We start from the raw sequence: 20781 nt of genomic DNA on the forward strand, positions 1-20781 counted from the left end.
AGGAATGCTTTTTATTTCAATTAAGATTTGAGCGAATTGCATAAAAAAAGGGCACCGAAGTGCCCTCTTTTTGTGTCGAAAAATTATTCGCGATTAAGCGATAACTTTAGCAACAACACCAGCGCCAACAGTACGGCCGCCTTCACGGATTGCGAAACGCAGGCCGTCATCCATCGCGATTGGGTGGATCAGGGTAACAACCATGTTCACGTTGTCACCTGGCATTACCATCTCAACGCCTTCTGGCAGTTCGATGGTACCGGTCACGTCAGTTGTACGGAAGTAGAACTGTGGACGGTAGCCTTTGAAGAATGGAGTATGACGACCACCTTCTTCTTTGCTCAGGATGTACACTTCTGAATCGAACTTGGTGTGTGGCTTGATAGAACCTGGTTTAGCCAGTACCTGACCACGTTCGATGTCTTCACGCTTAACGCCACGCAGCAGAACACCAACGTTCTCACCAGCACGGCCTTCGTCCAGCAGTTTGCGGAACATTTCAACGCCAGTACAAGTAGACTTAACAGTGTCTTTGATACCAACGATTTCAACTTCTTCGCCAACTTTAACGATACCGCGCTCAACACGACCGGTAACAACGGTACCACGACCGGAGATGGAGAATACGTCTTCGATTGGCAGCAGGAACGGCTTGTCGATAGCACGTTCTGGTTCTGGGATGTAAGAATCCAGGTAGCCAGCCAGTTCGATGATTTTAGCTTCCCACTCAGCTTCGCCTTCCAGTGCTTTCAGCGCTGAACCACGAACAACCGGCAGGTCATCACCAGGGAAGTCGTAAGCAGACAGAAGTTCACGAACTTCCATTTCTACCAGTTCCAGCAGCTCTTCATCATCAACCATGTCACATTTGTTCATGAATACGATGATGAAAGGAACGCCAACCTGGCGACCCAGCAGGATGTGCTCACGGGTCTGTGGCATAGGGCCATCAGTCGCAGCAACAACCAGGATAGCGCCGTCCATCTGAGCAGCACCGGTGATCATGTTTTTAACGTAGTCGGCGTGCCCTGGGCAGTCAACGTGCGCGTAGTGACGAGCTGGGGTGTCATATTCAACGTGAGAAGTGTTGATGGTGATACCACGAGCTTTTTCTTCTGGCGCGTTATCGATCTGGTCGAAAGCACGTGCAGAACCGCCGTAGGTTTTAGCCAGAACGGTGGTGATTGCTGCAGTCAGGGTAGTTTTACCGTGGTCAACGTGGCCGATAGTACCAACGTTAACGTGCGGTTTGGAACGTTCAAATTTTTCTTTAGACACGGCTATATTCCTTACTCTTATGCTCTCCCCTCATGGAGAGAGCACTGATCAATGTGTTAAACCCGAAAGCTTATTTACCACGGGCTTCAATAACGGCCTGAGCGACGTTGTTCGGCGCATCATCGTACTTCAGGAACTCCATGGAGTAAGAAGCACGGCCTTTGGTCAGAGAACGCAGTTGAGTTGCGTAACCGAACATCTCGGACAACGGAACTTCAGCGTGAATCTGAACGCCAGTAGCGTTGGATTCCTGACCTTTCAGTTGACCACGACGACGGCTAAGGTCACCGATGACGTCACCAGTGTTCTCTTCCGGCGTTTCAACTTCAACCTTCATGATTGGCTCAAGCAAAACAGGTTTCGCTTTCTTAAAGCCATCTTTAAAGGCGATAGAAGCGGCCAGTTTAAACGCCAATTCGGAGGAGTCAACATCATGGTAAGAACCGAAATGCAGACGCACACCGAGATCAACAACCGGGTAACCCGCCAACGGACCAGACTTCAGCTGCTCCTGGAGGCCTTTATCAATGGCAGAGATGTATTCCGTTGGGATCACACCACCTTTAATGTCATTGACGAACTCGTAGCCTTTCGGATTAACGCCCGGCTCCAGTGGGTACATGTCGATCACAACGTGACCATACTGACCACGACCACCAGACTGCTTGGCGTGTTTACCTTCGATATCGGTAACTTTCGAACGAATCGCTTCACGGTAAGCAACCTGAGGTTTGCCCACGTTAGCTTCAACGTTGAATTCACGACGCATACGGTCAACCAGGATGTCCAGGTGAAGTTCACCCATACCTGCGATGATAGTCTGACCTGATTCTTCGTCAGTCCATACGCGGAATGATGGATCTTCCTTCGCCAGACGGCCCAGAGCCAGACCCATTTTTTCCTGGTCAGCTTTGGTTTTTGGTTCAACGGCTACGGAGATTACCGGCTCAGGGAACTCCATGCGCTCCAGAATGATCACGTTGTTCGGATCACACAGAGTGTCACCGGTAGTCACGTCTTTCAGACCGATAGCAGCAGCGATGTCGCCTGCGCGAACTTCTTTGATCTCTTCACGCTTGTTAGCATGCATCTGAACGATACGGCCCAGACGTTCACGCTGAGATTTCACTGGGTTAAATACAGTGTCACCTGAGTTGACGAGACCGGAGTAAACACGGAAGAACGTCAGGTTACCCACGAATGGGTCAGTAGCGATTTTGAACGCCAGAGCAGAGAACGGCTCGGTGTCAGAAGAATGACGAACTGCTGGAGTGTCTTTACCGTCATCCAACATACCGTTGATAGCTTCAACGTCGGTTGGTGCTGGCAGATACTCAACAACAGCATCCAGCATTGCCTGTACGCCTTTGTTTTTAAACGCAGAGCCACAGGTAACCAGGATAATTTCATTGTTCAGAACGCGCTTACGCAGAGAAGTTTTGATTTCTTCTTCGGTCAGCTCTTCGCCACCAAAGAATTTCTCCATCAGCTCATCAGAGCCTTCAGCAGCGGCCTCAACCAGTTTCTGATGCCATTCTTCAGCCAGTTCTTGCATATCAGCCGGGATCTCTTCGTATTCGAAGGTCACGCCCTGATCGGCTTCGTTCCAGTTGATGGCTTTCATTTTCACCAGGTCAACAACACCGGTGAATTTCTCTTCCGCGCCAATAGCCAGCTGCAGAGGAACCGGAGTTGCGCCCAGACGTTGTTCAATCTGACCAACAACTTTCAGGAAGTTAGCACCCATGCGGTCCATTTTGTTAACGAACGCGATGCGTGGAACTTTGTATTTGTTAGCCTGACGCCATACGGTTTCAGACTGTGGCTGAACGCCACCAACAGCACAGTAAACCATTACCGCGCCATCAAGAACACGCATGGAACGTTCTACTTCGATGGTGAAGTCAACGTGTCCTGGGGTGTCGATGATGTTAATGTGGTGTGGTTCGAACTGCTTAGCCATACCAGACCAGAAACAGGTAGTCGCAGCGGACGTGATGGTAATACCACGTTCCTGCTCCTGCTCCATCCAGTCCATGGTAGCTGCGCCGTCGTGCACTTCACCGATTTTGTGGTTTACACCGGTGTAGAACAAAACACGTTCGGTAGTGGTCGTTTTACCGGCGTCGATGTGAGCGCTGATACCGATGTTACGATAGCGCTCAATGGGTGTTTTACGAGCCATTTGATTCCTCTATTGCCTTAGGCGTTCAAGTTCGGTTAACCCAAGCGGGTTGGCTTCTTGAAGCGCCCGCTTGGTTAGCATAACTACTGCGTGGCAATTACCAGCGGTAGTGGGCGAACGCCTTGTTGGCTTCTGCCATACGGTGAACGTCTTCACGTTTCTTAACAGCAGAACCTTTGTTCTCAACTGCATCAGAAAGTTCGTTCGCCAAGCGCAGAGCCATGGATTTATCACCGCGTTTACGAGCAGCATCAACGATCCAACGCATTGCCAGAGCATTACGACGGACCGGGCGGACTTCAACTGGTACCTGATAAGTAGAACCACCAACGCGGCGCGACTTAACTTCTACAGTCGGGCGAACGTTGTCGAGAGCGACTTCGAAAGCTTCCAGGTGATCTTTACCAGAACGCTGAGCCAGGGTCTCCAGCGCGGTATAGACGATTGCTTCTGCAGTAGATTTTTTACCGTCTACCATCAGGATGTTTACAAATTTGGCCAACAGTTCGGATCCGAACTTAGGATCTGGAAGGATTTTACGTTGGCCGATCACGCGACGACGTGGCATGGAAATACTCCGTTGTTAATTCAGGATTGTCCAAAACTCTACGAGTTTATTTTGACATTAAAGTGAAAATGTTTGGCCTTACTTAACGGAGAACCATTAAGCCTTTGGCTTCTTCACGCCGTACTTGGAACGAGATTGCTTACGGTCTTTAACACCGGAGCAGTCAAGTGCACCACGGACGGTGTGGTAACACACACCTGGCAAGTCTTTTACACGACCGCCACGGATCAGGATCACGGAGTGTTCCTGCAGGTTATGACCTTCACCGCCGATGTAGGAGGTAACTTCAAAACCGTTAGTCAAACGCACACGGCATACTTTACGCAGTGCGGAGTTTGGTTTCTTAGGAGTGGTGGTATATACGCGAGTACATACGCCACGTTTCTGCGGGCAGGCTTCCAGCGCTGGAACGTTGCTTTTAGCAGCCTTCACAGAGCGTGGTTTGCGTACCAGCTGATTAATTGTTGCCATTAAAAAGCTCCTGGTTTTTGCTTCGCTTGTTGCTTCGTAAACATGTGATAAATCCCCCCGTATGCACTACTGGCAAAGTACGGGACGCAGAATTTTAGGGCTGAGTAGTAGATGTGTCAAGAAATATACAACATTACTCTCATCACCAAGACATTTGGCTGCGGTGTTTTTCGGTTAATTCAACGAAGTGATTATAGCCGATGACAGTGATCTCGTGCGAAAAATGACCAGTCAGGCCTCTGGCTTCCAGGTCATCTTGCAGTGCATAAAGGTATATGGGGGCATTGAGCAGCAATTCAAGATGCGCACTACCGGCCAAGCCAGCCAGCACGCCATCCTGTAACAGCAGCAGGTCATCGCCCGCTGCCGCCAGGCGCAGCAACGCAGGTAAATCGCACTGAGAGGGGGAACGGCTAAGGGTATACAGCATCAGGATTTCCTAAAAAGTCATCACCGCATCATAGCCGGCCAACTGTTGGCGCAGTACATCCGGTGCCAATACCTCGGCGTCCATCACCCAGTCAGTCACCTGACTCAGACCTCGCTCCTGCAAGGATGCCTGGCACAGATAACACTGCTCAACGTCATACAACGGCAGTACGCCAAAGGTGGCAATATAATTGCGAGCCAGAATTTTTTCCGGTTGCTGCCCCGGCAATAGCTGCAACACGCCATCACCGATAAAAAACACGCCCAGATCTTCGCTCAGCGCCGAAGTGGCCAGCAACGCATCCAGCCCTTCCCTGCCGCCGCTACTGCCGTGCGGACCCTGGGTAAAAACAAAAGCGACTCGTTTCATAAATTCTCTTAAAACTGCACCAGGCGGTCACTGCTCAGCGCAGCCTCTGCCAGTGAACCTAACCCGCTGAGGATAAAACCCGGCTGCAGATTTGCCGCGGCCAGCCCCTGCTGAGCAGCCTCCTGTTCATCGGTCACCCCACGTCGCAACGCAGCCGCCACGCAGACATTGAGCTCAACGCCGTGCTGCTGTGCCAACTGTGCCCATCCGCGGACCAAATCGAACTCATCACCGGCGGGTGCCGTCAGCTGGTTGGCGTTCAACACCCCTTCACGGTAAAAAAACACGCTGGAGAGGCGATGCCCTTTCACCAGCAAAGCCTGAGCAAACTGGTAGGCGCTGCTGGCCTGCTGAGTGCCATATGCCGGGCCGGTGACCAAAAGGCAGTAATTCAGCATCAGCGCTCAGTTCCCACCAAATCGCCGCTTTTGAACTGGCGGATGTACAGATACACGGTGTGCTTGGAGATATTCAGACGATCCGCCACCTGGTTAATCGCATCCTTGATGTCAAAAATGCCTTTCTCGTAGAGGTTCAGCACCACCTGCCGATTTTTGGCATTGTTGGAAACGTTACGATCGGCATTCACTTCCTCAATGGTGAACTCCAGCGTTTGAGCCACCAAGTCGTCAACGGAGGACGCAAAGTTGACCGAAGGGGCTACTTCCTGGGTTTCCGGCGGCATAAAGGTCTGCATCACCTGGGAGAAAGGCACGTCGAGGTTCATGTTAATACACAGCAGTCCGATCACCCGCTGGTCGTGGTTGCGAATGGCGATAGTCACCGACTTCATCAGCACACCGCTCTTGGCGCGGGTGAAATAGGCTTGCGATACGCTACTGTCATTGTCAGCCATATCATGCAACATGCGTAGCGCCAGATCGGTGATCGGCGAACCGATTTGCCGCCCAGTATGCTCACCGTTGGCAATACGTACCGCCGAGCATTTCAAATCTTCCAGTGCGTGCAGCACAATCTCACAGTGCCCGCCGATCAACATCGCCAGGCCATCAACTACCGCTTCGTAAGACTTCAGAATCTCATGATCCGTTTGGGTAAACGGACGTTCGTTCAGCAAATCAAGTTCGCTGGCTTCGCTGGATAAAAGCGAATTAGACATCGAAAATACCACCCTCAAAGATCGCCTGTGCCAGGGGGCGCAGCTAAAACTGCTCGTGCAGGCTTCTTCACCCCCTGGGATTGCTCAGGGTGTGCAAGCTGGCTGATATCAGTCTGAAACAGCACGATGTGCGTCCGCCGGCCTTGACGGCCAGGAACAGTTTTAGGTACACGCCCTAAGGGGCAGGCGCATGACTTATAAGTCCGGATAATTAGTCTAGCAAAACAGCCAGAGTAAAGTCCTTGCGTTTGCGCGTGGTATTGACGTTAAGCCCGATGCCCGGCAGGCGTCAAGCAATCAGTGGGGAGGAAGTAAAAGTTACGCCTGATTTGGCAGGCTGAAATGAACACCGCCGCGAAGAATGTTCGCGGCGGTGTGGGGACTCAGACAAACTTACTGTGCTTTGGCATCAGCCGCTGCGTCAGCCGGTTTCTCAGCCTTGGCATCTGCTTTCGGCGCGGCTTTCACATCCAGCAGCTCAACGTCGAACACCAGAGTGGAGTTAGCCGGAATGCCCGGGACGCCAGTTTTACCGTAGGCCAGCGCCGGTGGGATAACCAGCTTGATTTTGCCGCCTTTCTTGATGTGTTTCAGGCCTTCAGTCCAGCCTGGGATCACACCGTCCAGACGGAATGACAGTGGCTCGCCACGGGTGTACGAGTTATCAAACTCGGTACCGTCGGTCAGGGTGCCCTTGTAGTTCACCACCACGGTATCGCTGTCTTTAGGCGCAGCACCGGTACCTGGCTTCTCTACCTGATACAGCAGGCCAGATTCGGTTTTCTTCACGCCTTTTTCTTTAGCGAAGGTGTCACGGTACTTGGTGCCTTTCGCTTCGTTATCTTTCGCGTCCTGCTCCATCTTCGCCTGAGCAGAAGCCTTCACGCGTGCTTCAAAGCTCTGCAGGGTTTTTTCGATATCTGCGTCGTTCAGCTTGCTCTTGTTGGCGAAAGCGTCCTGAACGCCTGAGATCAACTGGTCCTTGTCCAGTTTAATACCCAGTTTTTCTTGCTCTTTCAGCGAGTTGTCCATGTAACGGCCCAGGGATGCACCCAGTGCGTAAGCCGCTTGCTCGTCGTCGCTCTTGAACTTGCCAGTGCTTGGTGCCGCGTCGGCAGCTTTAGCCGCTTCTGCTGGTTTAGCTGCATCGGCAGCCATGACCTGGGTCGCATTCAAAGCAAAAGCCATGGTGGTTGCCAGAAGCGTGACTTTAAACAAAGATTTCATCCATTTCTCCAGTGTCTGAAGCGGTGCCCCAAACAATCATTAAGTAAGATAACCGGGCTACTATAGCTGTCCGAAACAAAACAAAACAGTCACACAGGTAACCAATCGAGTCAAAGTGTGACTCCCGCTTTAAACAGAAGTTTCGTTTAATGTGCTACCCATATGATAAATCAGATTTTTCCATCATCCGACGTGCAACGGTAACAAATCCGCCCAAGGTAAGCGCTCTATTTTTCAGCACTTTACACAGTGCACTAACGCGTTCGGTTATCGCCCCCACGCAACGGGGTGAAATAGCGCAGCGCAAAGCCGGCGGCAGCTGTTAACATAGCGTCAGATTCAGGATTAAACCGCGTCAGAGGTAGCACCATGCACAACGCCGATAACCAAAGCCTGTTACTGCGGCTTGAAGAATTGGAGAGCCGTCAGGCCTTCCAGGAAGTCACCATTGAAGAGCTTAATCAGATCGTGGTGCAGCACCAGTTTGAAATGCTGAAATTACAAGAGCACCTGCGCGTGCTGACCGATAAACTGCGCTCTAGCCAAACGTCGATGATCGCTTCGCAGTCGGAAGAAACACCGCCGCCACATTATTGATAAACAATAAAAAAGGGCAGCCCCAGGGCCGCCCTTTTTTTGCTGTTGCTGCGCTGCGATTAGTGGCAGCCGCAACCGCCGTTACCACAACCGCCTTTCTTGGCTTGATCCTGGTCATGCGCATGGTCATGATCGTGATCGTGGCCATGACCGCCGCAGCAGCCTTCACCGTGTTCATGGTCGTGGTGATGATCGTGCTCGCCGTGTACGTGGCCGTGAGCCAGTTCTTCAGCGGTAGCTTCGCGGATAGCGACAACTTCCACGTTGAAGTTCAGGTTCTGACCCGCCAGCATGTGGTTACCGTCAACCACTACGTGATCGCCGTCCACTTCGGTGATTTCGACCGGCACTGGGCCCTGATCGGTATCAGCCAGGAAGCGCATACCCACTTCCAACTCGTCAACGCCCATAAAGACGTCTTTCGGCACGCGCTGCACCAGGTTTTCGTCGTAGTTGCCGTACGCATCGTTAGCGCCAACATTCACGTCAAAACGATCGCCCGCTTCGTGGCCTTCGAGAGCTTTTTCCAGACCTGCAATCAGAGAGCCATGCCCGTGCAGATAGTCCAGCGGCGCACTCACCGGAGACTCATCAACCAAAACACCGTCTTCTGTACGTACTTGATAAGCCAGGCTGACCACCAAGTCTTTTGCTACTTTCATGATATCTCCTACCGTTGGATACTTGGACGCAACCGTCATGGGGGCTGCGCCTTAACCGGACAGATTGTATCGGAAATCTTTCCCGCTGTACCCTCCAGCATAAAAAATCGCGCTCGATAACGCTACTCCGGATGGAAAATCCCGATCACCTGCTCCTGCGGCCGGACGTGCTTTTCTACCTGCTCTTCGGTCTGCCGCTGATGATGGCCGCACTTAACGCACTCCACCACTTCGACCTGGTCTTCACGCCAAACTGCCAGCGTATCCATAGCCTTACAGCTCGGGCAGACCGCCCCGGCGATAAATCTTTTACGTGTTGCAGACATCTCAGTGCTCCAAATTATTCGTATTCATCCCAGCCGTCGAACTGGCGACTCTCTTTTTGCATTTCTCGATGGAAAAGTTCTTCCAACTCGCGCCGCGCTTCTTTCACGCGGGAAATCTGCGCCACATCGCCGTGATGCGGTGGCATCAGCTCACGCAGCATACGCATATCCAGTCGGCGGAAGTGCTGCTGCGCCCGGTAGGCCTGATGCGGATGCATGCCCAGCTCCGTTAACGCCTTGCGCCCCAGTTCCAGCGCGCTGGAAAAAGTTTCACGACTGAACTGCCTGACCCCGGCCTGCAGCAATTCGTGCGCCTCCACACGACCGCGCGCCCGCGCCAGAATGCTCAGATCGGGAAAATGCTGCTGGCACAGACGTACAATTTCCATGGTGTCTTCAGGTTCATTACAGGTGATCACAATCGACTTGGCCTTCGCCGCACCGGCCGCACGCAGCAACTCCAGTTCGGTGGCATCGCCGTAATACACCTTGTAACCGTAGCGGCGCAGCACACCAACGGCGCTGACATCACGCTCCAACACGGTGATGCGCATCTTGTTGGCCATCAGCAACCGGCCGATCACCTGACCAAAACGCCCGAAACCGACGATGATCACCTGCGGGTCATCGTCCTCCACATACGGCGTCTCTTCGTCTTCATCGCGGGCGTTGTAACGGCGCGCCAGGATGCGATCAATAATTTGCATCAGCAGCGGCGTGGTCATCATCGACAGAGTGACCACCACCAACAGCAGCGCGAGTTGATCGGGCTGCAACACCTTCTGCGTGCCCGCTGCCGAGAACAGCACAAAGGCGAACTCTCCGCCCTGACTAAGCACGCCGGCAAACTGCAAACGTACCGAACTGCGCAGGCCGAAAATACGCGAAAGGGAATACAGCACCCCGGCCTTGATCGCCACCAGCAGCACCACGCCGAGCAACACCTCGACCAGATGGGTATAGAGTACGCCGATATTCAGCGCCATGCCCACCGAGATAAAGAACAACCCCAGCAGCAGCCCCTTGAATGGCTCGATTGAAATCTCCAGCTCATGGCGATATTCACTCTCCGCCAGCAACACGCCGGCGATAAAGGTCCCAAGTGCCATCGACAGGCCAAGCGCATCCATAAACAGCGCCGCCCCCAGTACCACCAGCAGAGCGGCAGCGGTGAAAATTTCGCGTACCCCGGAAGAGGCGATATAGCGGAACAGCGGTCGCAACAGGAAACGGCCGCCGATCAGCATGCCGCCGAACGCCGCCACCTTGAGTGCAATTTGTGCCCAGTCGTCACTGCTGCCCCCGGCTCCGGCCAGGATCGGGATCAGCGCCAGCGCCGGGATCACCGCCATATCCTGGAACAGCAACACCGAGAACCCCAGTTGGCCGCCCTCATTGCGGTTCATGCCCTTCTCGCGCATTAGCTGCAGCGCCATGGCGGTTGACGACATCGCCAGCCCAATGCCCCCGATTACGGCGGCCTGCCAGGCGAAATGAGTCAGATAAAGCAGCGCCCCCAGCACCGTGGCGGTAATCAGCACCTGCCCGGCACCGACGCCAAAGATGGAGCGCCGCAACTCCCACAGTTTGCTCGGGTTCAGTTCCAGTCCGATGATAAACATCAGGAACACCACGCCCAGTTCGGAAAAGTGCAGGATCTCGTCAACATCACGGATAAAGCCCAGCCCCCAGGGGCCGATGGCGATACCGGCGATCAGATAGCCCAACACTGCGCCAATGCCCAGGCGACGAGCGATCGGCACCGTGACCACCGCGGCGAACAGGAACAGTAAAATTGCGGTCAATAAGGCTGAACTTTCCATGTTACCTCCCTCCGTGTGGTAGCGGATTACGCAGCCAGTCGCCATACGCGGTGGCATGGCTTTCCAGCACCTCCGGCTTCTGCCTGCGCGCCCAATACACCAACATCGGCGTCAGCCAGTGCATATGGCACATGGCGGCGGTCAGTTCGAACGGACGCAAAATATCTTCCATCGGATAGCGGTTATAACCGCCGGTGCGATAGGCCCCTTCAGGTTCACCGGTGGTGATCACCGAACGCCAGTACTTTCCCGCCAGCGCATTGCCACCCATGCCGCTGGCAAAACCGCGCGACAGCACGCGATCCAGCCATTCTTTCAACAGGGCCGGGCAACTGTAGGTATAGAGAGGATGTTGAAAAACAATGACCTGATGTTCACGCAGCAGTTGTTGTTCGTGGTGAATATCAATAAAAAAATCAGGATAGTGCGCGTATAAATCGTGCACGGTGACATGGTCCAACTGCTGTGCCGGTCGAAGCAAAACCCGATTCGCCACCGAGTCCTGGGATTCCGGATGGGCATACAGCAGCAAGACCTTCGGCGGCTGTGACATCATTCCCCTCCAAAGCGTCGTCAGGGTATCGGTTTTCCGTTACCATGCTCCGCAAAGACTAATAATAGGACAGTCTGCGTCCTGTTAACTTAGAACTCACTCAATTTAACATACTCTGAACATACGGCACTTTATGATTGTATTTTCCTCGCTACAAATCCGACGCGGCACCCGCGTCCTGTTGGACAACGCCACTGCGACGGTTAATCCAGGTCAGAAGGTCGGCCTGGTGGGTAAAAACGGCTGCGGTAAATCCACGCTGCTGTCATTGCTGAAGGGCGAAATGGCCGCGGACGGCGGCAGCTACACCTTCCCAAGCAACTGGGCCCTGGCCTGGGTCAACCAGGAAACGCCGGCGCTGGACATACCGGCACTTGAGTATGTGATCGACGGCGACCGCGAATTCCGCCAGCTTGAAGCCGAATTGCAGGTGGCAAACGATAAAAACGACGGCCACGCCATCGCCACGCTGCACGGTAAACTGGACGCGCTCGATGCCTGGACCATCCGTTCACGCGCCGCCAGCCTGTTGCACGGTCTGGGCTTTTCCAACGAACAGTTGCTCAATCCGGTACGCGCCTTCTCAGGCGGCTGGCGCATGCGTCTGAACCTGGCACAAGCGCTGGTCTGTCGCTCAGACCTGCTGCTGCTCGACGAACCCACCAACCACCTGGACCTGGATGCGGTGATCTGGCTGGAACGTTGGTTGAAGAGCTACCCGGGCACGCTGGTGCTGATTTCGCATGACCGCGACTTCCTCGATCCGATCGTCGATAAAATTCTGCATATCGAACAAGAAACCATTAACGAATATACCGGTAACTACTCTTCGTTCGAACGTCAGCGTTCGACCAAACTGGCGCAGCAACAGGCGTTGTACCAGAACCAACAAGAGAAAGTGGCGCACCTGCAAAGCTACATTGACCGCTTCCGCGCGCAGGCCACCAAGGCCAAGCAGGCGCAAAGCCGCATCAAAATGCTTGAACGCATGGAGTTGATCGCACCGGCCCACGTCGATAACCCGTTCAGCTTCAGCTTCCGCCAACCGGAAAGCCTTCCGAACCCGCTGCTGCGCATGGAAAAGGTCAGCGCCGGTTATGGCGACAAGGTGATCCTGAACTCGATCAAACTGAACCTGGTGCCCGGCTCGCGCATCGGTTTGCTGGGCCGTAATGGCGCCGGTAAATCTACCCTGATCAAAATGCTGGCCGGCTCACTGGAACCGCTGAGCGGTGAGATTGGTCTGGCAAAAGGCATCAAGCTGGGTTACTTCGCCCAGCATCAGCTGGAGTTCTTGCGCGCCGACGAATCCCCGCTGCAGCATTTGAGCCGCATCGCTCCCCGGGTGCTGGAACAGCAGTTGCGCGACTACCTGGGCGGCTTTGGCTTCCAGGGCGATAAGGTCACCGAGGCCACCGAACGTTTCTCCGGCGGCGAAAAAGCCCGGCTGGTACTGGCACTGATCGTCTGGCAACGCCCTAACCTGCTGCTGCTCGATGAACCGACCAACCACCTGGATCTGGACATGCGTCAGGCGCTGACCGAAGCGCTGATCGACTTCGAAGGCGCGTTAGTGGTGGTTTCGCACGACCGTCACCTGTTGCGATCCACTACCGACGATCTCTATCTGGTGCACGATGGCCAGGTGGAAGTGTTCGATGGCGATTTGGACGACTATCAGCAATGGCTGATCGACCTGCAACGCCAGGAAAACCAGCAGGACGCGCCGGACAAGGAAAACAACGGTAACAGCGCCCAGGCGCGCAAGGATCAGAAACGTCGGGAAGCCGAGTTCCGCAGCCAGACTCAGCCGCTACGCAAGCAGATTGCCAAACTGGAACAGCAGATGGAAAAGCTGAGTGCCGAACTGGCGGCGGTGGAAGAGAAGCTGGCGGACTCTTCGCTGTATGACATCAGCCGCAAGGCCGATCTGACCCTCTGCCTGCAACAACAAAGCCAGGCCAAGTCCGCGCTAGAAGAAACGGAAATGACCTGGCTGGATGCGCAAGAGCAGTTGGAACAGTTCACCAACGAGTTTGATCTGTAAGTCAGGCCCCGCCTTTTAGGCCTTGTAAAAAGGCTTATCCCCCAGAATGGTCGCGCGGTGCATAATGCGCCGCTGCGGCAGATAATCCGCGTTGGCGTAATGCTGCGTCACGCGGTTATCCCAGATGGCGATGTCATTTTCCTGCCAGCGCCAGCGCACCTGGAACTCCGGCTTGGTAATGTGGGCGAACAGGAAGATCAGCAGCGCGTCGCTCTCCTGCGGTGCCAAATCAACAATCCGCGTAGTGAAACCTTCATTGACGAACAGAGCCTGCCGGCCGCTGACCGGATGCGTGCGCACCACCGGATGCAACAACGGCGGGTTTTTCTGTACCGCTACCTGCCAGCGCTGACGTTCTTCTTCACTGCCACGATGCTTGTGCTCCGGGAAGGACTTGGTGAAGTCATGCTCCGCCTTCAGCCCGGCCAGCAATTGTCTGAACGGCCCGGACAAGGCTTCATAGGCCGCAATGCCACTGGCCCACAGCGTATCGCCACCGGTGGAGGGCAGGGTTTTCGCCGCCAGAATCGCCCCCAAAGGCGGGTTTTCGATAAAGGTCACGTCGGTGTGCCAGTTATCGTTGTCCGGCGGATTATTGTCATGGGTATCCAGCACGATAATCTCTTTCACGTCGGCGGCTTGCGGATAGACCGGATGGATATGCAGGTCACCGAAGCGACCGGCCAAATTACGCTGTTGCAGCGGCGTGATCGGCTGATTGCGCAAGAACAGCACCTGGTGCTTCAGCAGCGCATGGTAAAGCTGCTCGAACTGGCCATCGCCCAACGGGCGCGCCAGCTCAACGTTTGCCACCAGTGCACCGATATAAGGCCCCAGCGGGGTGATACTTAAACGTTCGTTCATTGCTGTACTCCATGCCACGGGGTCAATCGGCGCTGCAAGGCACGTAACCCCAGCTCCAGCCCAAATGCAATAATCGCAATCACGCCGATACCGGCCAGCACCACATCGGTCGCCAGAAACTCACCGGCGGATTGCACCATAAATCCCAGGCCGCGGGTGGCGGCAATCAGTTCTGCGGCCACCAGCGTCGACCAGCCGACCCCCAGCCCAATACGGATGCCGGTTAAAATCTCCGGCAAGGCGCTCGGCAGTACAACAAAGCGCAGCACCTGCCAGCGATTGGCGCCCAGTGTACGAGCAGCCCGTACCCGGACCTGCGCCACACTGCGCACACCGGCCACGGCAGACAGCGTCACCGGGGCGAAAATCGCCAGATAAATCAGCAGTATTTTGGAGGTTTCGCCGATGCCGAACCAAATCACCATCAACGGTAAATAGGCCAGCGGCGGCACTGGACGGTAAATCTCAATCAACGGATCAAGAATGCCTCGCACCGTGTCGTTTAACCCCATGGCAATGCCCACCGGCACACCAATAATCACCGCGGCCAACAGCGCCACCAGGATGCGCCCCAGGCTGGCGACCAGATGCTGCCATAGCGTGGCATCCATAAAGCCTTGCGGACTGGCGATGGTAATCAGCTGATGCAACACCTGCTGCGGGGCCGGTAAGAATAACGGGCTGATCAGGTTCAGCTCGGTCACACTCCACCAGATGGCCAATACCACCAGCAGGGTGGCACTGCTCAGCCAGACGTTACGCGGCACGCTAAAACGACGGGACGCTGCTGCAGCCTGTGGCTGAGCCCCCTCTTTGAGGGCAGAATGCAGACTCATAGCAAGGCCTCGCGCTGTTGAAAGACTTTGCCCAGCACGTATTCGCGCTGCGCGATAAATTCGGGATCGGACTTAATCGAGCGGCAGGCTTCGCCATCGGCATAGCGTTGGCCAAAATTAAGCGTCAGACGTTCAACCACTTGCCCCGGCCCCGGCGACAGCAGCAACAGTTCACTGGCCAGGAACACCGCCTCTTCAATATCGTGGGTGATCAGCAACACCTGCTTGCCGGTATCACGCCAAATGGTCAGCAGCAGTTCCTGCATTTGCTCTCGGGTAAAGGCGTCCAGCGCACCGAACGGCTCATCCAGCAACAACAGGCGCGGATCGGCGGCCAGTGCGCGGGCAATGCCCACCCGTTGACGCATGCCGCCGGAAAGCTGCCAGATAAAGTGCCGTTCATAACCAGCCAACCCGACGCGCTGCAGCATCTGCTCTGCCACCTGGCGACGTTGCGGCTTGCCGATACCGGCCAGTTGCAGGCCAAACTCGACGTTATCCACCACATTACGCCACGGCAGTAAACCTTCATGCTGGAACACCACGCCCCGCTCGGCTCCGGGGCCGCTAACGGTCTTTCCATCCAACGTGATGCTGCCAGCTGAAGGCTCAATAAACCCGGCGATCAAATTCAGCAGCGTGGTCTTGCCGCAGCCCGAAGGCCCGAGCACCACCACCAGTTGCCCGGCGGCAATCTGGAACGAGACGTCCCGCAGCGCGGGGCGCCCCTGATACTCTGCTGAAAGGTGGTTAACATTTAACATACGGCTCCCCTACGACTGCGGCGCAGCCTGCACCTGTTTCACAAAACGATCGGTGACGTAGGCACTGTAGTCGCTGTCGACCTGTGGAATTTTGCCCTGCTGTTTCAGGAACTCGGCAGTATCACGGATCGCCTTGTCCACCGGCTGCCCCAACTGGGTGATTTGCTCCGCCACCGGCAAGTAGGTATTGCCTTTCACCAGCACCGGTATCTGTTCTTCCGGCACGCCGCTCAGACGGGACAGCGTGCTGAGATTGCCCTTGTCCTTCAGCCATTGTTCCGGTTGCGCCAGATAGGCTTTTTGCGCGTTCAGCGCGCTGGCAGCAAAGGCGGTCACCACTTCAGGATGTTTGTCGGCAAAGTCCTTGCGCACCACCCAAACGTCGAGCGTCGGCGCGCCCCATTGCCCAACCTGGGCGGAATCGGTCAGTACCTTGCCCTGCTTGGCTAATTCATTAACTACCGGTGCCCAGACGTAGGCCCCGTCGATATCACCACGCTGCCAGGCAGCGGCAATGGCCGGCGGTTGCAGATTAAGAATTTTGACCTGCTCAGGCTTGATGCCCCAATGCTTCAGCGAGGCAAGCAGGCTGTAGTGAGTGGTTGAGATAAAGGGCACGGCGATACGCTTGCCGATCAAATCCTGCGGGCTTTTGATCTCTTTTTTCACCACCAGGGCTTCGGAACTGCCGAGTTGTGAGGCGATCAGGAAGACTTCGATAGGGAGTTTTTGGCTGGCCGCCACCGCCAGTGGGCTGGAGCCGATATTACCGATCTGCACGTCACCGGAAGCCAACGCGCGTAGCACGCTGGATCCGCTGTCGAATTTACGCCAGTCAACGGTGGCACCGGATTGTTTGGCGAAGCTGTTTTCCGCCTGCGCCACCTTGGCGGGCTCCGCCGACGTCTGGTAGGCCACGGTCACGTCTACCGCATAGGCATTAGCCGCGCTAAGTGATAACACCAGCAGTGCCGCGCCGCGTAATGAAAACAGTTTGCTCGCCATGATCCGCTCCGTTGATAAAAGTCTGTTCAGTTGCTGACAGTTTTATCTGAGCGGTGACGAGCTATAAAAGAATAAAAAAAACCGCGTTATTACTTATGGGAATATGAATTAGTTCAACCTTTTCCGGACAGGACATACCAGACACTCACGCAGGCCGCTCCGTTCAGCCAATGCACAGGGGAAACACGTGCATCTATCTGGCTTAAGGAGAAAGCACAAGGTAACATTATCTGAAATAACCTCTAATAATGCAGCGGCGAAAACACTCCGCAACAGTGCCGCATAACGCCATTTCGCAAAAGGATGTCCCGAGTGACGGAAAATACCTCTTCTTCATTGCTGCCCCAACAGGCTGACAGCAGTTTCACTTCGCCGTTGAATCAAGCGCTGGCACAGGTTGCCGATGAACGACTCAGTCAGCAAGATCAGGAAGAGGTCTCCCGACTGGTCAGCCAAATCGATATCACCGATCCCGTCTTGTCGATCGCCTACGGCGCCAAAACCATGAACAGCATTTCGCGCTTTTCTGAATCGTTAATGCAAGAAGTGCGTGCCAAAGACGCCGGCATGATTGGCGATCAACTCACCGATCTGTTGGGTAAGGTTAAAGCGGTCGATCTCAGCGCCTTCGGCGAGAAGAAAAGTTTGCTGGCCTCAATCCCTCTGCTGGGAAGTCTGTTCAACAAAGTCGAACGCACCATGATGGAATACCAGACGCTGGCACAACAGGTAGATAACATCGGTAAAAAACTCGAGCAAACCATGGTTGACCTGCTGCGCAATATCGCCGCCCTGGAACAACTGTTCATTCGCAACCGTGATTTCTTCCAGCAGATCAACCTGCATGTCATTGCGGGTAAACAGAAGCTGGCCTTGGTGCAAACCGAAGAGCTGGCACAGGCACAGCAGAAAGCAAGCCAATCCAGCGACGCCATGGATGCCCAAAGCGTGCGCGATCTGCTGGAAGGTATCCAACGTTTTGAACGCCGTCTGCACGACTTGATGATGTCACGCACCATTGCCGTTCAGACTGCGCCGCAAATTCGCCTGATGCAAAGCAACAGCCAGTCGCTGGCAGAAAAAATCCAGAGCAGCATTCTCACCACCATACCGATCTGGAAAAGCCAGATCGTGCTGGCGTTGTCACTTAACTCCCAACGTCAGGCTGCCAAACTGCAAAAAGACGTGGCGGACACCACCAATGACATGCTGCGCCGCAATGCCGAACTGTTGCAGACCGGCACGCTGGAAACCGCACGCCAGGTCGAACGCTCCATCGTAGATATCGAAACCTTGCGCGATGTACAGGCCCGCCTGCTGAGCACAATCGAAGATACCGTGACCATCGCCAGCGATGCCCGCAGCCGCCGAGCCGAAGTTGAGAAAGAGCTGGGAACTATGGAGCAGGAGCTACGCAATCGCCTGGCATCCATTGCGGCAGGTCAACGACAAGCCTCCGCGAGTTAACGCTTTTAAAATCATTCTATTAACGCCGTTCTTCGTTAATCATTGCTCCCAGGACGATCGTGAATTATGTATCATTTTGTTGATGTATCAGGCTTCAGAGCCAAGTATGAAGAGCGCAACTGGCTGATATTTTTGAGCCAATTCAGCCTTTGTATTGTCAGTGCCATCTATATCACCTTCATGCTGAACGGAAACAGCTCACCGGAAATGCAAGCCGTGCTTGCCAACTTGCCTGAAGGTGCTGAAGACAAGGGTTCCCTCCTATGGTTCTCTTGGCTCAGCTTAGCTATTCTTTTTCGGGGTTTGCTTTACGATCAGGTCAATTTAGCCTGGGGATTGCTGGCTGGTCTGTTGTGGTTATCTTTCGGCGACAGTATTGCATTCATCTACTGGAGCGCCTCCCTGTACACCCTGCTGCACGTGGTAACGCACCGAAGATCGCTGAAGTTTTCGTACTTCTGGTATGTGGCATTATGGGGAGTGGCGACTATTTGTTACAACAGCGTTTATCAGTCGGTTTACCACGGTGATTATCTGGCCGTTTTTGCGATTGTAGCCGTTGGTGCACTATATGCCCGTTACGCACTGTATAGCCGGGAAAACGTTACTGAATTTTCATCGATTGAAAAAAAACTTTATCGTCAGACTCTGGAATTATTGAAAAAAAGCGAAGGTGGCAAAGCGGAACTGCAAGCTTCATTATATGGACTGATTTACTATGCTGAGCGACTCCTTGAAACTCCGCTGAACTCCGCCGAATATGTGTCTGCACTTCGCACCTTTTATCGTAAGACCTTACCCACTTTTTATGTACACATAAAAACGTTCAACGAAATCTATTACCTGGAACCAAACCCGGAACAAGACGATCCGTCTTACGAGATTATGAGCACTATCGAGGATATGTTCGCTAATACGCTAAAGACGCTCAAGGAACTGTATCTGGATATACAACTCATCAGCACCCCGCTTCCTGACGATCAGGCAGCGCCAATAACAAACTGGCAAAATGGGGATACACTTCCATACGAACAAGCAATAAGCCAATTGGAATCGGATCAACGGCTCCCGCAGATCTTTCAATCGGAACTGGACGGCATCATTAAATATGCCCGTCTGATTCAGCAATGCATGATGGATGATCCTAATGATGTCAAACCAGGCTCCGAGTTTCTGGAGCGCTATTTGCCAGCCATCACAGCACTATTAGAGAAAAGTAACAAGCTTTCCGGCCAGTTGGAAATGCACGGCAATGCTGAGGCTATTGACCAACAAAGCATCGATATGTTGCATGCCCTGCACTCGGCCTTCCGACAAAAACACGCCCAACTGTTGGAAAACGATACGCTGGCGTTTAGCACGGATTTAAGCCTGCTTAATAGCCTGCTGAAAACCGACGGCTTCAAGTAATCGCGCCTCCGCAGCATCGTCGATGCTGCGGACCCTCAGAGATTTATTTCCCCACGCAAAAACGTACTCGCATAACCACCAATCAAGGTGCGATCGCCCTTCAGCTCACAGAACAACTCACCGCCGCGTGCCGAAATTTGCCACGCGTGCAGCTGATGGCGGCCGAGACGTGCGGTCCAGTAAGGCATCAGCGTGCAGTGTGCCGAGCCGGTTACCGGGTCTTCGCCGCCGTCGAGAGTGAAATAGCGCGAGACAAAATCGACCTTTTCACCCGGAGCACTAACGATCACCGCACGCCCGACCAGGGCAATCAGTGCCGGGATATCCGGCTGTAACGCCCGCACCTGCGCTTCGCTTTCCAGCACCACTAACAGCGCATTGGCCTGCCACACTTCCTGTGGCTCAGCTCCCAGCAACGCCGCCAGCCCAGCAGGTTCCGCAACCTTCTGCGGTGGTCGGGAAGGGAAATCCAGGATCAACCGTTCGCCATCTTCAGCGTCGCGTTTAACGTACAAATCACCGCTCGCCGAACGGAGGCGGATATCCTGCAGCGCCGGATTCACCACACTGAACATCACGTGCGCCGCCGCCAGCGTGCCATGACCACACAGATCGACCTCGCGATGAGGTGTGAACCAGCGGATAGCCGACATATCCCCATCGTCCCAGACAAAGCTGGTTTGTAGTGGTCAAGCAAAACTGGCCACGGCTTTAGAGTTTTTCCAGAACAATCGTTCTGATTCATTCGGCGTCAAACCACCATTATATTGATGAGGTCT

The 20781-nt window shown here is 54.3% G+C and carries 21 protein-coding genes and 1 pseudogene; 4 read left to right on the forward strand and 18 right to left on the reverse strand.

Going from position 1 to position 20781, the window contains the following annotated elements; genetic code table 11:
- Positions 1–93: 93 nt before the first annotated feature.
- The 9 genes from tuf to fkpA all read right to left on the reverse strand — a co-directional run bounded on the left by tuf (position 94) and on the right by fkpA (position 7648).
- Complete coding sequence (gene tuf / locus OC597_RS25720; protein WP_261260119.1) at positions 94–1278, reverse strand: elongation factor Tu; 1185 nt, start codon at positions 1276–1278, stop codon at positions 94–96.
- A gap of 70 nt (positions 1279–1348) precedes the next feature.
- Positions 1349–3463: an elongation factor G gene (gene fusA / locus OC597_RS25725; RefSeq protein WP_085119770.1), complete on the reverse strand. Its 2115-nt coding sequence runs from the start codon at positions 3461–3463 to the stop codon at positions 1349–1351.
- Between the two features lie 97 nt (positions 3464–3560).
- A complete protein-coding gene (gene rpsG / locus OC597_RS25730; RefSeq protein WP_012147229.1) occupies positions 3561–4031 on the reverse strand; it encodes a 30S ribosomal protein S7 in 471 nt (156 codons plus the stop codon).
- A 96-nt stretch (positions 4032–4127) separates the two neighbouring features.
- Positions 4128–4502, reverse strand: a complete 375-nt coding sequence (rpsL, locus tag OC597_RS25735) for a 30S ribosomal protein S12 (RefSeq protein ID WP_262211082.1) — start codon at positions 4500–4502, stop codon at positions 4128–4130.
- Between the two features lie 142 nt (positions 4503–4644).
- Positions 4645–4932 (reverse strand): sulfurtransferase complex subunit TusB, encoded by a 288-nt coding sequence (tusB, locus tag OC597_RS25740; protein WP_262211083.1) that lies wholly within the window; start codon positions 4930–4932, stop codon positions 4645–4647.
- 9 nt (positions 4933–4941) lie between these two features.
- Complete coding sequence (tusC, locus tag OC597_RS25745; protein WP_262211084.1) at positions 4942–5301, reverse strand: sulfurtransferase complex subunit TusC; 360 nt, start codon at positions 5299–5301, stop codon at positions 4942–4944.
- Positions 5302–5309: 8 nt separating this feature from the next.
- Positions 5310–5699, reverse strand: a complete 390-nt coding sequence (gene tusD / locus OC597_RS25750; RefSeq protein WP_261260122.1) for a sulfurtransferase complex subunit TusD — start codon at positions 5697–5699, stop codon at positions 5310–5312.
- Entirely contained in the window at positions 5699–6421 is a 723-nt protein-coding gene (locus OC597_RS25755; RefSeq protein WP_261260123.1) for a helix-turn-helix transcriptional regulator, read from the reverse strand. The genes tusD and OC597_RS25755 overlap by 1 nt, the downstream gene beginning before the upstream one ends.
- A gap of 393 nt (positions 6422–6814) precedes the next feature.
- The gene (fkpA, locus tag OC597_RS25760; RefSeq protein WP_099063554.1) at positions 6815–7648 is read right to left on the reverse strand and encodes an FKBP-type peptidyl-prolyl cis-trans isomerase; all 834 of its coding nucleotides are present in this window, start codon (positions 7646–7648) and stop codon (positions 6815–6817) included.
- Between the two features lie 369 nt (positions 7649–8017).
- Here fkpA and OC597_RS25765 point away from each other — a divergent pair, with 369 nt between their 5' ends.
- Positions 8018–8245, forward strand: coding sequence for a SlyX family protein (locus OC597_RS25765; protein WP_261260125.1), 228 nt, complete (start codon positions 8018–8020; stop codon positions 8243–8245).
- A gap of 59 nt (positions 8246–8304) precedes the next feature.
- Here OC597_RS25765 and slyD read toward each other — a convergent pair whose 3' ends face one another.
- The 4 genes from slyD to kefG form a co-directional block, all read right to left on the reverse strand.
- Positions 8305–8907, reverse strand: a complete 603-nt coding sequence (gene slyD, locus OC597_RS25770) for a peptidylprolyl isomerase (RefSeq protein WP_085119777.1) — start codon at positions 8905–8907, stop codon at positions 8305–8307.
- 122 nt (positions 8908–9029) lie between these two features.
- Complete coding sequence (locus OC597_RS25775; protein ID WP_012147237.1) at positions 9030–9233, reverse strand: YheV family putative zinc ribbon protein; 204 nt, start codon at positions 9231–9233, stop codon at positions 9030–9032.
- 14 nt (positions 9234–9247) lie between these two features.
- Positions 9248–11056: a glutathione-regulated potassium-efflux system protein KefB gene (gene kefB, locus OC597_RS25780; RefSeq protein ID WP_261260126.1), complete on the reverse strand. Its 1809-nt coding sequence runs from the start codon at positions 11054–11056 to the stop codon at positions 9248–9250.
- A 1-nt stretch (position 11057) separates the two neighbouring features.
- Positions 11058–11609 (reverse strand): glutathione-regulated potassium-efflux system ancillary protein KefG, encoded by a 552-nt coding sequence (kefG, locus tag OC597_RS25785; RefSeq protein WP_085119779.1) that lies wholly within the window; start codon positions 11607–11609, stop codon positions 11058–11060.
- A gap of 133 nt (positions 11610–11742) precedes the next feature.
- Between kefG and OC597_RS25790 the strand changes: the two genes are divergently transcribed.
- Positions 11743–13656 (forward strand): ABC transporter ATP-binding protein, encoded by a 1914-nt coding sequence (locus OC597_RS25790; RefSeq protein WP_099063550.1) that lies wholly within the window; start codon positions 11743–11745, stop codon positions 13654–13656.
- A gap of 15 nt (positions 13657–13671) precedes the next feature.
- Here OC597_RS25790 and tauD read toward each other — a convergent pair whose 3' ends face one another.
- Genes tauD through tauA form a run of 4 tightly spaced genes read right to left on the reverse strand, consistent with a single transcriptional unit; the run spans position 13672 to position 17125 of the window.
- The gene (gene tauD, locus OC597_RS25795) at positions 13672–14520 is read right to left on the reverse strand and encodes a taurine dioxygenase (protein WP_262211085.1); all 849 of its coding nucleotides are present in this window, start codon (positions 14518–14520) and stop codon (positions 13672–13674) included.
- Entirely contained in the window at positions 14517–15356 is an 840-nt protein-coding gene (gene tauC, locus OC597_RS25800) for a taurine ABC transporter permease TauC (RefSeq protein ID WP_262211086.1), read from the reverse strand. The genes tauD and tauC overlap by 4 nt, the downstream gene beginning before the upstream one ends.
- Positions 15353–16120 carry a taurine ABC transporter ATP-binding subunit gene (gene tauB, locus OC597_RS25805; RefSeq protein ID WP_262211087.1) on the reverse strand — a complete coding sequence of 256 codons (768 nt, stop codon included), beginning with the start codon at positions 16118–16120 and terminating at the stop codon, positions 15353–15355. Before tauB ends, tauC begins: the two co-directional genes overlap by 4 nt.
- A 9-nt stretch (positions 16121–16129) precedes the next feature.
- The gene (gene tauA, locus OC597_RS25810) at positions 16130–17125 is read right to left on the reverse strand and encodes a taurine ABC transporter substrate-binding protein (RefSeq protein WP_112349091.1); all 996 of its coding nucleotides are present in this window, start codon (positions 17123–17125) and stop codon (positions 16130–16132) included.
- A gap of 312 nt (positions 17126–17437) precedes the next feature.
- On the opposite strand from tauA, the gene OC597_RS25815 reads away from it, so the two are divergent.
- Positions 17438–18592, forward strand: coding sequence for a toxic anion resistance protein (locus tag OC597_RS25815; RefSeq protein WP_261260131.1), 1155 nt, complete (start codon positions 17438–17440; stop codon positions 18590–18592).
- Between the two features lie 66 nt (positions 18593–18658).
- Positions 18659–20002: a hypothetical protein gene (locus tag OC597_RS25820; RefSeq protein ID WP_262211088.1), complete on the forward strand. Its 1344-nt coding sequence runs from the start codon at positions 18659–18661 to the stop codon at positions 20000–20002.
- A 35-nt stretch (positions 20003–20037) separates the two neighbouring features.
- On the opposite strand, the pseudogene OC597_RS25825 reads toward OC597_RS25820, so the two are convergent.
- Positions 20038–20685 (reverse strand): annotated as a pseudogene (locus tag OC597_RS25825) (PhzF family protein); the annotation flags it as partial.
- Positions 20686–20781: the final 96 nt, after the last annotated feature.

This window comes from Serratia proteamaculans (assembly GCF_946227095.1).
In the GTDB taxonomy this organism is placed as follows: domain Bacteria; phylum Pseudomonadota; class Gammaproteobacteria; order Enterobacterales; family Enterobacteriaceae; genus Serratia; species Serratia proteamaculans_E.

What these genes read in the sequence shown, in the direction of transcription:
- fusA (WP_085119770.1), bottom strand. Translation starts at nt 3,463, where the DNA reads ATGGCTCGTAAAACACCCATTGAGCGCTATCGTAACATCGGTATCAGC.
- rpsG (WP_012147229.1), bottom strand. Translation starts at nt 4,031, where the DNA reads ATGCCACGTCGTCGCGTGATCGGCCAACGTAAAATCCTTCCAGATCCT.
- rpsL (WP_262211082.1), bottom strand. Translation starts at nt 4,502, where the DNA reads ATGGCAACAATTAATCAGCTGGTACGCAAACCACGCTCTGTGAAGGCT.
- tusB (WP_262211083.1), bottom strand. Translation starts at nt 4,932, where the DNA reads ATGCTGTATACCCTTAGCCGTTCCCCCTCTCAGTGCGATTTACCTGCG.
- tusC (WP_262211084.1), bottom strand. Translation starts at nt 5,301, where the DNA reads ATGAAACGAGTCGCTTTTGTTTTTACCCAGGGTCCGCACGGCAGTAGC.
- tusD (WP_261260122.1), bottom strand. Translation starts at nt 5,699, where the DNA reads ATGCTGAATTACTGCCTTTTGGTCACCGGCCCGGCATATGGCACTCAG.
- OC597_RS25755 (WP_261260123.1), bottom strand. Translation starts at nt 6,421, where the DNA reads ATGTCTAATTCGCTTTTATCCAGCGAAGCCAGCGAACTTGATTTGCTG.
- fkpA (WP_099063554.1), bottom strand. Translation starts at nt 7,648, where the DNA reads ATGAAATCTTTGTTTAAAGTCACGCTTCTGGCAACCACCATGGCTTTT.
- OC597_RS25765 (WP_261260125.1), top strand. Translation starts at nt 8,018, where the DNA reads ATGCACAACGCCGATAACCAAAGCCTGTTACTGCGGCTTGAAGAATTG.
- slyD (WP_085119777.1), bottom strand. Translation starts at nt 8,907, where the DNA reads ATGAAAGTAGCAAAAGACTTGGTGGTCAGCCTGGCTTATCAAGTACGT.
- OC597_RS25775 (WP_012147237.1), bottom strand. Translation starts at nt 9,233, where the DNA reads ATGTCTGCAACACGTAAAAGATTTATCGCCGGGGCGGTCTGCCCGAGC.
- kefB (WP_261260126.1), bottom strand. Translation starts at nt 11,056, where the DNA reads ATGGAAAGTTCAGCCTTATTGACCGCAATTTTACTGTTCCTGTTCGCC.
- kefG (WP_085119779.1), bottom strand. Translation starts at nt 11,609, where the DNA reads ATGTCACAGCCGCCGAAGGTCTTGCTGCTGTATGCCCATCCGGAATCC.
- OC597_RS25790 (WP_099063550.1), top strand. Translation starts at nt 11,743, where the DNA reads ATGATTGTATTTTCCTCGCTACAAATCCGACGCGGCACCCGCGTCCTG.
- tauD (WP_262211085.1), bottom strand. Translation starts at nt 14,520, where the DNA reads ATGAACGAACGTTTAAGTATCACCCCGCTGGGGCCTTATATCGGTGCA.
- tauC (WP_262211086.1), bottom strand. Translation starts at nt 15,356, where the DNA reads ATGAGTCTGCATTCTGCCCTCAAAGAGGGGGCTCAGCCACAGGCTGCA.
- tauB (WP_262211087.1), bottom strand. Translation starts at nt 16,120, where the DNA reads ATGTTAAATGTTAACCACCTTTCAGCAGAGTATCAGGGGCGCCCCGCG.
- tauA (WP_112349091.1), bottom strand. Translation starts at nt 17,125, where the DNA reads ATGGCGAGCAAACTGTTTTCATTACGCGGCGCGGCACTGCTGGTGTTA.
- OC597_RS25820 (WP_262211088.1), top strand. Translation starts at nt 18,659, where the DNA reads ATGTATCATTTTGTTGATGTATCAGGCTTCAGAGCCAAGTATGAAGAG.